The organism is Coriobacteriia bacterium, from assembly GCA_030652115.1.
GTDB lineage: Bacteria > Actinomycetota > Coriobacteriia > Anaerosomatales > Anaerosomataceae > UBA6100.
This window is the reverse complement of the sequence record JAUSBK010000009.1, coordinates 82,739-93,374: the sequence shown is the minus strand read 5'-3', so window position 1 is coordinate 93,374 and position 10,636 is coordinate 82,739. Positions and strand designations below refer to the sequence as shown.

General features: G+C 62.5%; 15 protein-coding genes. 13 read left to right on the top strand and 2 right to left on the bottom strand.

Features of this window, described 5'->3' with window-relative positions; all coding sequences use genetic code 11:
- Positions 1–49: 49 nt before the first annotated feature.
- Entirely contained in the window at positions 50–1,006 is a 957-nt protein-coding gene (locus tag Q7W51_07930; GenBank protein ID MDO8848295.1) for an IS30 family transposase, read from the bottom strand.
- 218 nt (positions 1,007–1,224) lie between these two features.
- Between Q7W51_07930 and Q7W51_07925 the strand changes: the two genes are divergently transcribed.
- From Q7W51_07925 to Q7W51_07910, 4 genes are all read left to right on the top strand, one after another.
- Positions 1,225–1,623, top strand: a complete 399-nt coding sequence (locus Q7W51_07925; protein ID MDO8848294.1) for a hypothetical protein — start codon at positions 1,225–1,227, stop codon at positions 1,621–1,623.
- 439 nt (positions 1,624–2,062) lie between these two features.
- Positions 2,063–2,389, top strand: a complete 327-nt coding sequence (locus Q7W51_07920) for a GYD domain-containing protein (protein MDO8848293.1) — start codon at positions 2,063–2,065, stop codon at positions 2,387–2,389.
- A gap of 70 nt (positions 2,390–2,459) precedes the next feature.
- The gene (locus Q7W51_07915) at positions 2,460–2,708 is read left to right on the top strand and encodes a hypothetical protein (GenBank protein MDO8848292.1); all 249 of its coding nucleotides are present in this window, start codon (positions 2,460–2,462) and stop codon (positions 2,706–2,708) included.
- A gap of 122 nt (positions 2,709–2,830) precedes the next feature.
- Positions 2,831–3,283, top strand: coding sequence for a DinB family protein (locus tag Q7W51_07910; GenBank protein ID MDO8848291.1), 453 nt, complete (start codon positions 2,831–2,833; stop codon positions 3,281–3,283).
- An 84-nt stretch (positions 3,284–3,367) separates the two neighbouring features.
- Here the strand turns inward: Q7W51_07910 and Q7W51_07905 are convergent, their stop codons facing one another.
- Entirely contained in the window at positions 3,368–3,880 is a 513-nt protein-coding gene (locus Q7W51_07905; GenBank protein ID MDO8848290.1) for a GNAT family N-acetyltransferase, read from the bottom strand.
- A gap of 200 nt (positions 3,881–4,080) precedes the next feature.
- On the opposite strand from Q7W51_07905, the gene Q7W51_07900 reads away from it, so the two are divergent.
- From Q7W51_07900 to Q7W51_07860, 9 genes are all read left to right on the top strand, one after another.
- Positions 4,081–4,557, top strand: coding sequence for a hypothetical protein (locus tag Q7W51_07900; GenBank protein ID MDO8848289.1), 477 nt, complete (start codon positions 4,081–4,083; stop codon positions 4,555–4,557).
- A 115-nt stretch (positions 4,558–4,672) separates the two neighbouring features.
- Positions 4,673–5,005: a hypothetical protein gene (locus Q7W51_07895; GenBank protein MDO8848288.1), complete on the top strand. Its 333-nt coding sequence runs from the start codon at positions 4,673–4,675 to the stop codon at positions 5,003–5,005.
- Between the two features lie 91 nt (positions 5,006–5,096).
- Complete coding sequence (locus Q7W51_07890; protein ID MDO8848287.1) at positions 5,097–5,924, top strand: arginase family protein; 828 nt, start codon at positions 5,097–5,099, stop codon at positions 5,922–5,924.
- 202 nt (positions 5,925–6,126) lie between these two features.
- Complete coding sequence (locus Q7W51_07885; protein ID MDO8848286.1) at positions 6,127–6,882, top strand: CPBP family intramembrane metalloprotease; 756 nt, start codon at positions 6,127–6,129, stop codon at positions 6,880–6,882.
- Entirely contained in the window at positions 6,872–7,603 is a 732-nt protein-coding gene (locus tag Q7W51_07880; GenBank protein ID MDO8848285.1) for a type II CAAX endopeptidase family protein, read from the top strand. Before Q7W51_07885 ends, Q7W51_07880 begins: the two co-directional genes overlap by 11 nt.
- Before the next feature lie 146 nt (positions 7,604–7,749).
- Positions 7,750–8,694, top strand: coding sequence for a calcium/sodium antiporter (locus tag Q7W51_07875; GenBank protein MDO8848284.1), 945 nt, complete (start codon positions 7,750–7,752; stop codon positions 8,692–8,694).
- 148 nt (positions 8,695–8,842) lie between these two features.
- Positions 8,843–9,139 (top strand): hypothetical protein, encoded by a 297-nt coding sequence (locus tag Q7W51_07870; GenBank protein ID MDO8848283.1) that lies wholly within the window; start codon positions 8,843–8,845, stop codon positions 9,137–9,139.
- A 118-nt stretch (positions 9,140–9,257) separates the two neighbouring features.
- Complete coding sequence (locus tag Q7W51_07865; protein MDO8848282.1) at positions 9,258–9,659, top strand: hypothetical protein; 402 nt, start codon at positions 9,258–9,260, stop codon at positions 9,657–9,659.
- Positions 9,660–9,779: 120 nt separating this feature from the next.
- On the top strand, positions 9,780–10,556 hold the full coding sequence (locus Q7W51_07860) for a class I SAM-dependent methyltransferase (protein ID MDO8848281.1): 777 nt from the start codon (positions 9,780–9,782) through the stop codon (positions 10,554–10,556).
- Positions 10,557–10,636 lie beyond the last annotated feature (80 nt).

Below are 10,636 nucleotides of genomic sequence, written 5' to 3'. Positions count from 1 at the left end.
GCGTAGGTTCAAGTTTGAACTGCACCACTTAGCCTTCTTGCGCTCCCGCCTACCTGGCTTGGACATAGCACTCCTCCGGGGTCTTGTAGCCCAACCTCTTCCTCGGTCGTGAGTTGAGCTTGGCTGCGACCGCGTCGCAGTCGGCCTGGGTCACGTGCGCGAAGCTCGTGCGCTTCGGCAGGTACTGGCGGATCAGTCCGTTCGTGTTCTCGTTGGTACCGCGCTCCCAGGAGTGGTGCGGGGTGGCGAAGTAGAACTCGACCCCGGTGGCCGCCTCCACGTCACGGTAGTTGTGGAACTCGGTGCCGTTATCAGAGGTGATCGTCGAATACGCTGGCAGGTCCCGTTTGATGAGGCCGATGCACGCGTCCGCGCACGAGGCGGCTGTGTGCCGCTCGAGCTTGCCCATGCGCAGATACCCGGTGGATCGCTCCACGATGGTCACGATCGAGTGGCGTCCCTTGTCGGTGCCCATCACCGTGTCGATCTCCCAGTGTCCGAGCTCTTCGCGTGCCTCGACTTCAGGCGGCCGCTCCGAGATGTGACGCTTGCCTGCCAGCCTCCCTCGGCTGTCATAGCTGCGGTAGCGCTTGCGGTACTTCTTGGTCGCCTGACGAAGGTGCCTCCACAGGTCCCCGCCATACGCCTTGTCGCGCCAGACGTGGATGTAGATCGCCTCGTGGCTGATTTGCATGATGCCCTCGACCCGCAAGAAGCCCGATACCTGCTCAGGGCTCCAATCCATGCGCAGATACCGGTCGACCACGGCCCACTGCTCGGGCGTGATCCGTGCGTTGCGTCTCGACCTGGAGCGTCTGCCCCTGGTGCGATGCGATGCTTTGAAGGGCCGGTACCACCCGTCGTTGCAGCTGTTGCGGCGTATCTCCCTCGATATCGTCGTGTGCGCACGTCCGAGCTCGGCAGCGATCTGCCGCATCGAGAGTCCGCGCTTCCGCAGCGCGGATATGGCGTATCTTTCTCCTGAGGTGATCTGGCGATACTTCATGCGTGGTTCCCCTTGTCTTGGCGGATGCGAGGAACCTGAAGTGTCCCAGATTGCCTCGCCCACCGAAGGTGGGGGTGGTGCACTTAGTATCTGAATTCGCGACGCCTAACAAGCGCATCCAGCTGACGCGCCAAGCGTTGGCGTATCCTGCAAGTCGAGCGGCGCGCAACTGAAGCGCTCGACGTTAGCCGAGTGTCAGGTGAGGAGGAACGAGCGTTTTGGCCCGAACCGGTAGAACCGTACTCATCGTGCTGGACGCCCTCATCGGTCTTCTCGGAATCGGCGGCGGAATCGCTACCGCCACCGGGGTCGACCCGTTCCCACAGGAGTGGATTGCGGGCACGCCGTTCAACAGCTATCTCATTCCCGGGATCATCCTGACACTCGCGGTCGGCGGCACGGCGGCTGTGGCGTCTGTCGGCATGCTGAGACGAGCCGGATGGGGGCCGCTTGCGTCTGTCTTCGCCGGTGCTTCGATGATCGGCTTCCTGGTCGGGGAGATCCTAGTCCTCAACCAGCCCGTTGAGCCAACCGTGACCGAGATGGTCTTCTTTGCCATAGGCGCGGCGATGGTTGTCCTCGGCTTGGCGGTCAGGCGAGTAGCGCCTCGGGTGTGACGGCACCCGGCCAACAAGCGCCTCCAGCTGGTGCGCCAGCTTGGTCTACACTCGAAGTCACAGGCGCGCAGCTGAAGCATCGGACGTTGGGCAGACTACGTGGCGTTTCTCGAAGGGCGCCATCCTGCGCACGGCCGCCTGATCGTTGAGCACTCTACGTCCAGCCGGCGCTACCTCGCGAAGGCCTGGATCTCGTCAATCAGCCCAGCGTCGTAAGCCCTCTTGACCACGGACCAGTCTCCTCTCCGGTTGAAGAAGAGCGAGCAGTAGTTGCGCTGCCCAAGGAGAACCTGGGCGGCTGGTCGCAATGCCGCCGCCCAACACGGGGATCACCCGACTCGCTTCGCTCGCAGGTCATCCCCACGGCGTTAGGCGCACTGCTCCAACGGAGACACTAGTAGGTGCTGACTGGCAACCATCCCTCTGAGAGGAGTGACGAATGCCTCTGTACCTATCGAAGTTCAGCTACACCCCGGAGACGTGGGCGAGGCTGATCAACAATCCGGTAGACCGCCGGGTCGCAGCGCAGGAGTACATCGAGTCCGTCGGCGGCAAGCTCCACGGCTTCTGGTACGCCTTCGGGACGCACGACGGCTTCAACCTGTGGGAGGCTCCCGACAACGTCTCCATGGCAGCGGTCGCGCTGGCGATCGGAGCGGGGGGCGCGCTCAGCTCGTTCGAGACGACGGTGCTGTTGAGCGTCGACGACACGCTGGCCGCACTGCGCAAGGCATCTGAGATCGGCTACCGCCCACCTGGCACCTAAGACCGCCATTGCGGAATCACCGGTAGTTGCATCGCGCAGCTCAATGCGGCCGGAGCACGGCACCATCACCATGTGGTTCACGGCCGAGGCACTCGGCTTCGCTATGCCTAACCTAGGGATTGAACTTGCCTACGCGAACGCCATGACCGTTCTCGGCATCTACCTGGCGCTACGAATCGAGCAACTGCTCGACGACGTCAAGTTCTCTTCATCGCTGAAGGCCATGACGGTATTGGTGTTTGCATGTGCGCTGCTGAGCTACGCTTCGTTCTCTTTCAAGACACCGATGCCCTTCTTCACCACGCCCCCGGGCTTCTAGTCACGAGGGTCCGGATGGGCCCAACGCACAAGCGCATCGAGCAAGACGCCGGAAGCGTAGAATCACCAGGAAGCGCATCGGCGTTGCTCATGCGCAAAGCGTTAGACACACAGGGGGCCGGGATGGGGAGCGAACTCGCGCAGGAGCTTGCGCAACTCGTCGATGCCGCCGCGGTTGAGCTCGGTCGACAGCCGACGGAGCTGACCGCTCAGCGACCGCGGCCCGAGTCCTGGTCGAAGCGTGAGATCCTCGGTCACTTGATCGACTCAGCGGCCAACAACCACCAGCGGTTCGTGCGGGCGCAGCAGGTCGACGAGCTCGACTTCCCGCCGTACGAACAGGAGGCATGGGTGGCGTGCCAGCGGTACGAGGAACGCGACTGGCATGAGCTCGTCGCGTTGTGGGTCGCGTACAACCGACACCTCGTCCACGTGCTGCGCGTGATGCCGCGCAGCAAGCTCGATACTCCGTGCAAGGTCGACTGGTACGGCACGCCCCAGACCATCTCACTGAGCACCGTGGCAGAAGAGTACCTCACGCACATGCGCCACCACCTGGAGCAACTGACCGCGTAGGTGGTGTCTAACAAGTGCTCCCAACTGACGCGCCCGGCGTTGGCGTCCTGCACGTCGAGCGGCGCGCGGCTGAAGTACTCGACGTTAGAGGCACCGCTCGTCTTCCAGCGTGAGAGACCGAATCATGAGCAGGTCCTCGTTCTGCTCGGCGAGGACCTCGAAGCCAAGCCGCGCATACATCCTCGAAGCGTAGTTGTCCCTGTCGACGCTGAGCGAGGTCTTGGTGTAGCCGGCCGCTGCAAGGTGCCCAAGCAGGCTGCGCATGAGTCGCGTGCCGATTCCCTTGTTGCGGTACGTCGGCAGAAGCGAGATCGCGAGCTCTGGCGTCGCATTGTCGACGTAGCCGTATCCCCGAGGGTCACCACCGAGCACGCGCGCCCATGCAGCGCCTATGACTCGCCCATCGGCCTCTGCGACGAGTCCGTGGTCCTGTACGCGTTCACCGAAGCCGTCGATGTAATTGCGCACCCGGGGCTCGTCGATAACGCTTCGCGGTATCGGCTGCAAGGGATCACGCTGGTAGACGGCCAGATAGAGGAACTCCTCCAGCAGCGGATAGTCCTCGGCCCGGATCTCTCTGATCGTCACTTCAGACATCGGAGGCGCCGTTTCGGAAGGCGATGATGCACGCATCACAAGTTGAACCTGTGCGGGGGCATCTAACAAGTGCTTCCAGCTGACGCGGAGGAGTCGTAGGCTGAACGGCAAGGATTCGGCGCGCAGTTGAAGCGCCATGACGTTAGAACGGCGGGCGCTTGTTGATGTCGCACCCGGAGCTCTGCGAGAAGGATCAGCGCTTGGAAGTCCGCTCTCCGATGCGCCCCGGAATGCGCGTCTTGCTGGCCATCCTCGCGCTCTTTCCGCTCCTCGCTCCCTATGAGTTGATCGTGAAAGTCGAATGGGAGAGTCACCTGCACCCGTTCTTCCTGCTAGCCGCCTTCATCTCGTTGGGAGCGATTGCCCTGAGCGCGTTCTTCGTGTTCGCTGCGGTCGCTGGACTCAGCTCACAGATGGTCTTCGATGCGGGTGCCGGGACCTTCGTCTACTCATCGCAAGCACTGATCGTGAGACCCTCGCCTCGTGAGTATCCCCTGGACGCAATCGACGGAGTCGAGGTGCGCGAGCGTGACTGGAGCGACAGTGCGCCGTCGTACCACCTAGGTGTTGTCATGACCGATGGTACGGAGTTCGAGAGTGGTTCGTCGTGGGCGCGTGGGGAGATCGAATCGATAGAGGTTCGATTGCAGCAGTTCCTGTCGGATCGGCGCATCTAGGGTCCGCGTTCCAACAAGCGCATCCTGACGCGCCAGAGTCGTAGGCTGAACAGCAAGGCTTCGGCGCGCAGCTGAACCACTCGACGTTAGATGCAGCTGCAGGACGGGGGGATTCGTGTTTCGTCGCAAGGACCCATTCCGGTCATCGCTACCGCCGCTACCCACGGAACTGGTTACCGTGTTCCGGGCCAGCGACCCCTCTACGATCATGATCGCTGAGTCCATCCTTCGCTCGGCGCAGGTGGACTTCCTCACTCTGGGCGGCGACGCGGAACACCCCTGGAGTTCCCCGGCGGGCATCCCCGTCTTCGGTCGACAGATCGAGTTCCAGGTTCGTCGAGAGGACTCGCAAGACGCCGTTAGCTTGCTCGCTGACCTCCAAGCTCAGGTCGATGCCGGTGACTCTCTGTCGGCATGGGATGAGAGCGATGAGGCTGGAGACGCCTGACAAGTGCTTCCAGCTGACGCGGAGGAGTCGTAGGCTGAACGGCAAGGCTTCGGCGCCCAGCTGAAGCACTCGCCAGCCGACCCATGAAGGGATGCCCGTGCTCCTCTGCGTCAACAGTGAGTGGCAGGCGTGCGGGAGTTCTGAGGTTGAAACCGGATCACGACGGCTCGCCAGGGAGTTGTTCGGGGACTCGCCTGTTCTCGATATGGGCAGCGCTCAGAGCGGCGACCTTTCGCCTCGCGACGGAGTATTCGCACTCGACTGCGTGCAAGCTAGATTTCGCACGACGTTGGCAGCGATCGAGGCTGCCGCACCTGAGCGCATCTTCACCGTCGGTGGAACCTGCGCGTCGGAAGCCGCTCCGGTGGCCTACCTGTCGGCTCGCTACGCGCAGCTTGGCGTGGTCTGGTTTGACGCACACGGCGACCTGAACACACCCTCGTCTTCGCCCAGTGGCCATTTCCATGGGATGGTTCTCCGCACGTTACTCGGCGACGGTCCGCCGGAACTCACCTCGCACATCCCCGTAGCACTGGCCGCCTCGCGGGTCGCCATCGCAGGTGTTCGCGACCTGGATGCACCCGAGCGCGCATTCATCGAATCGGGCGGTGTCGGCATCGTCGAAGGATGGCCGGACGATGTGGCTACACGTGTGATTGCGCACCTTCGCGCCGGCGGCGCTACACACCTATACGTTCACGTCGACGTCGATGTGTTCGACCCCTCCGCATTCGGCGATGCGCTGTTCTCGGTGCCCGGAGGCCCTCGGTTGGACTCAGCCAGTCCCGTCGTCCGTCAGGTTGCGAAGGCGTTCGACATCGTCGGTGTGGGTGTCGTCGAGTCGTGCGGGTGCGTTCCCGGCGCGGCTACGAGGCTTGTGGAGTTCCTGATCGACAGTGAGCTATGGCCGGCGGACTAACAATCGCTTCCAGCTGACGCGGCAAGCGCTATCGTGTGAAGCGACAGCTTCGGCGCGCAGCTGAAGCACCCGACGCTAGGCCGAAGCTGCATTGGACTCTGCTGTGAGGTGAGGAATGCAATCGAGGAAGACAGCCGTTAGGGAAGCTTCCACGTTCCTGCTATTGACGTTGTCTCTTTCGTTTCTTGTGTTCTGGGGTCCTTTGGCTCTGTTCAAGATCCCGACGATCAGCTTCGTCGACAAGACGACCGGACCACCGTGGGCAATCGCCCTCTACATCATCGGCGGGTTCGTACCCTCCCTCGTCGCCATCGCATTGACCTGGCGCCAGGAGGGTCGCGAAGGGCTCAAGCGCCTCGGTCGCAGGGTCATGCAGTTCAGGATCGGATGGCGCTGGTACCTTGCGATCGTGGGAATCGTTGTCCTCGGAACGGTCGCCCAGATCGCTCTCATTCACATCCTGGGTGGGACCTTCGATCTGAGCCTGTTCGTCGCGCAACTCCCCATCGCGATTCCGCTTATCATCCTCGGCCCGCTTTCTGAGGAACTCGGCTGGAGAGGGTACGCGCAAGATAGGCTGCAGACCCGATGGAACGGACTCGTGTCCGGACTGATTGTTGGAGTCGTCTGGGCACTGTGGCATCTCCCACTCTTCTACATGGTGGGCACGTCACAGAGCGTGTTGCATATGCCGTTCGTGGGATTCGCCTGCGGCATCATGGCACTCTCGGTTCTCTATGCGTGGCTGCACAACAACACTTCCGGCAGCGTGTGGACGGCGGTGTTCTTCCACTGGCTGTTCACGTACAGCGCGCAAGTCGTCGCGACCGGAGTCACTCGCTCACAGGCGTACAACTGGCTGGAGTACCTGCCGTACATTCTGATGGCAATCGTGGTCGCTGCCCTATGGCGCCCGAAGAGGACGACCCCTGCACGTGAGGAGAGCAATGGATTCTGATTCCCCTGTCGAGCAGCACTCGGTAGGCCGATCCGTGCTGTTGCACCTGGGTCCGGGCGTACTCATCGGCTTGTGCTACTTCGCCCTCTCTTCGGTCTTTCGCCAATGGGGCCTACCCTCGATAGCTGCGCTGAGCACGGTCGCCCTGGTCCTCGTTCCCTTCGAATTGGGCTACCTCCTGTATGAAGGTCGCAAGCGGAACGGTCACTACTCGCTGCGCGGCGTGGTGCTGTATCGGGTTCCGATACCGATCTGGCAGTACTTCGTATGGGTGCCAAGCCTCTTCGTGATCGTCGGCATCATCTTCACCCTGCTGAAACCCATCGACGCTGCACTGCAGCAGACCGTGTTCGCCTGGATGCCGATGCTCGAGAGCGGCCTCACCCCGGACTACTCCAGAACCGCATTGATCTGGACGTACGCCTTGGTGGCCGTGTTCGGGGTTGTCGTGGGCCCGGTCATCGAGGAGTTCTACTTCCGAGGGTTCCTGTTGCCTCGCATGGGGTACGCCGGCAAGTGGGCGCCCGTCCTCCACAGTCTGCTGTTCGCGATCTACCACATCTGGACGCCGTGGCAGTTCATCACCAGAACGCTTGGTATGATCCCGATGGCCTACGTCGCCCAACGGCGCAACCTGAATGTCACCATCATCGTCCACGTGCTGGTCAACACGCTCGACGTCGTCACCGCGGCGATCTTCATCGCTGCTATGGCTCGCTAGTCTCCACGGCCGGCCGGCAGACCACTGTCTAACAAGCGATTCCAGCCGACGTGCAGACGCGTTGGACTTGGTGGACCTCATCGGCGCTCAGCTGAAGCACCCGACGCTAGGCGTAGCTCCGTCACCCTTCGTGCGATAGTGGGTGCATGCTTGCGAACATCCTCTACATTGTGTGCGGACTGGTGCTCTTGCCGCTCGGAGCGCAGGGGCTGGTTCGCGGCAGCACGGGACTGGCGCTACGCATGGGCGTTACTGCGCTCGTAATCGGGCTGACGGTCATTGCGTTTGGCACGGGGAGCCCTGAGTTCGTCTTGAGTATCGAGGCGGCGCGGGCGGGCAACGGCGGAATCGCGCTCGGCAATATCGTCGGCTCGAACATCGCCAACCTCACCCTTGTCATCGGTCTTGCGGCACTTGTGAAGCCCATGACCGTGCGCTCGGCGCTCGTCCGCAGGGAGATGCCGCTGATGATCGGGGTCACCCTGTTGCTGTGCGCGATGCTACTCGACGGCAGGCTGAGCCGGCCGGAGGGGTTGTTGCTGGTCGTGGGCGCCGTCGGCTACACGGTCTTCACCTATCTGGCGGCGAGGCACGGCGAGACCAAGGAGGTCGTCGCTGAGTTCGACGACGCGCTCAGCGGCCCGAGGCGATCCGTCCAGTTTGACTTCGGCCTGCTATCGGCGGGCCTCGTCGCACTGCTCGTCGGTGCTCACTTGCTGCTCAGGGGCGCTACGGCAATCGCCGCAGACCTTGGCATCAGCCAGGTCGTCATCGGACTGACCATCGTCGCCGTAGGCACAAGCCTGCCCGAACTGGCGACCTCGGTCACGTCGGCACTGCGCGGCGAGGTTGACGTTGCCTTCGGCAACGTAATCGGGTCCAACATCCTGAACATCTTGGCGGTACTGGGAGTCGCGGCACTGATCCGCCCGTTCGAGGTGCAGGGCCTCCGGTCGGTGGACCTGCTCGTCATGGTCGTGAGCGCGGTCCTTCTACTGCCGCTCATGTGGCGCGGCTGGGTGCTGAACCGATGGGAGGGGTTGATGCTGCTCACTGGCTACGTTGCGTACATGTACTCACTGGTCAAGTGAGGCGCGTCTAACAAGCGCTTCCAGCTGACGCGCCGGACGTTCGACAAGTGTGCGTGCCTGGGGGCTTGGGAGGACCGAGATCACGGCCCATGGGGTACAGGACTCATTGAACGACCGATGTGCGGAAGGATCGAGGGGAGGAAGCGCGATGAACGCGATGAAGATGCTGGTGGGGTGTGTGCTCGTCCTCGTCATCGCGGGGACTGTCGTTGGCTGCGGGACGACGATCGAGGCGACGATCACGGACATCAAGACAGAGAGCACGGTGTCCAATGCGGGCATGGTCACCACCGGTGTGGCCACGGTGGTGCTCGAGGATGGTACTGAGGTGTCGGTGCAGATGGACGAGGACGCCATGGAGGAGTTCAACGAGGTAGATTCGGCGCGGATGAAGTTGAGCGAGGAGTCGCCGGGAGAGTATGTCTTCGCCGGAATGGTCAAGTAGCAGAGCGAGAACGGACAAGGCTGGACTCATCCGCAACACGTTAGGCAGAGTTGAAGGATTGAGGTTAGGCGCAACGGATCTGGGGGGCGTGGTCACGTGAGTAGGGGGGGCGCTTCGATTGCGGCCAGAACTCCATCGAGCTGCCCTGCTGCTGGCATTGGCGCTCTTGATGATGACCACAGCATGCAGCCCTCAGAGCGGCGAACTGCCGGACGGCGGCCCCGTGCTCATCCCAGAAGGCCAGCACCCGGGACTGCGGCCGCTTGAAGTTCCCAGGCAGGATGTCGACAGATCGCGTTTCGTCTTTCTCGCCACCGGCAATACCAGCGACGAAGACGGACCACGCTGGTACGGCTACGCGACGGAGCACACGGCCTACTCGATCAATGGCTCCGATGTCGCTCTCGAGGACTTCGAACGGGCACTGGCGGACACCGGGGCGTATCAATTCGACGTGCACGTCGAGACGCGGGGCGAGTTCGAGACCATCAACGCCATCTTGCCCGAGGTCGAGGAATAGGTGTCAGGTCCGTGGGCCTGACGGGCGCTTCCAGGTGACGCGCCAGAGTCGTAGGCTGAACGGCAAGGCTTCGGCGCGCAGCTGAGGCACCATGACCTTACGCCGTCGGGGGACTGAATCATGGACACGTGGAAGTTCTACGACATCACTCACCGTGAACATGTTGTATGCAATCCCACGAGCGTGGAGAAACTGACGCGCCTCGTGGAGCTTCTGCGCCTCCCGAGTGACGCGCAGGTGGCTGACATTGCGTGTGGAAAGGGCGAGTTCCTGATTCGTCTGGCCGAAGCCTATGGCGTTCGTGGTGCGGGCATCGACCTTTCTCCTTTCTTTATCGCCGAAGCACGGAGACGGCTCGAGGCGCGATCGCCGAGTGTCGGCATCACCTTCCTTGAGATGAATGGATCGGACTTCAGGCCAGACGAGCCGCACAGCCTAGACCTGGCGTCATGTATTGGAGCGAGCTGGGTCTTCGGGGGGCACGCCGATACTCTCGACGCGCTGGTCAGCATGGTGAAGCCCGGCGGCTGGGTGGTTGTGGGAGAGCCATACTGGCTGAAGGAGCCCTCCGAGGAGTACCTAGAGGCATCCGGAGTTGCGCGAGAGGACTTCGGCAGCCACTCCTCGAATGCCGAATCCGGAGAGCGGAGAGGATTGGACCTCGTTCACACCATCGTGAGCAGCCACGACGACTGGGACAGATACGAAGGCCTGCAATGGTACGCGACCGACGAGTACGCTCGCAGCCATCCGGACGATTCGGACCTGGCGGAGGTGGTCGAGCGAGTGGGCGAGGCAAGGGCGGCATACCTGCGTCGGGGGCGCGACGCGCTTGGTTGGGCGATCTACGTGTTCAGACGCTCTGCTCGGTTCCCGCGTGGTACGTCGCCGGATTGATCGGAGGCCGTGGCGTCATGGGGTGGTCTAACGAGCGCTTCCAGTTGACGCGCCAGAGTCGTAGGCTGTACGGCAAGGCT

Excerpts from the sequence above, each read along its gene's own strand:
- Q7W51_07860 (MDO8848281.1), top strand. The coding sequence starts at position 9,780 with ATGGACACGTGGAAGTTCTACGACATCACTCACCGTGAACATGTTGTA.
- Q7W51_07905 (MDO8848290.1), bottom strand. The coding sequence starts at position 3,880 with ATGTCTGAAGTGACGATCAGAGAGATCCGGGCCGAGGACTATCCGCTG.
- Q7W51_07930 (MDO8848295.1), bottom strand. The coding sequence starts at position 1,006 with ATGAAGTATCGCCAGATCACCTCAGGAGAAAGATACGCCATATCCGCG.
- Q7W51_07880 (MDO8848285.1), top strand. The coding sequence starts at position 6,872 with ATGGATTCTGATTCCCCTGTCGAGCAGCACTCGGTAGGCCGATCCGTG.
- Q7W51_07910 (MDO8848291.1), top strand. The coding sequence starts at position 2,831 with ATGGGGAGCGAACTCGCGCAGGAGCTTGCGCAACTCGTCGATGCCGCC.
- Q7W51_07890 (MDO8848287.1), top strand. The coding sequence starts at position 5,097 with ATGCCCGTGCTCCTCTGCGTCAACAGTGAGTGGCAGGCGTGCGGGAGT.
- Q7W51_07915 (MDO8848292.1), top strand. The coding sequence starts at position 2,460 with ATGTGGTTCACGGCCGAGGCACTCGGCTTCGCTATGCCTAACCTAGGG.
- Q7W51_07875 (MDO8848284.1), top strand. The coding sequence starts at position 7,750 with ATGCTTGCGAACATCCTCTACATTGTGTGCGGACTGGTGCTCTTGCCG.
- Q7W51_07920 (MDO8848293.1), top strand. The coding sequence starts at position 2,063 with ATGCCTCTGTACCTATCGAAGTTCAGCTACACCCCGGAGACGTGGGCG.
- Q7W51_07870 (MDO8848283.1), top strand. The coding sequence starts at position 8,843 with ATGAACGCGATGAAGATGCTGGTGGGGTGTGTGCTCGTCCTCGTCATC.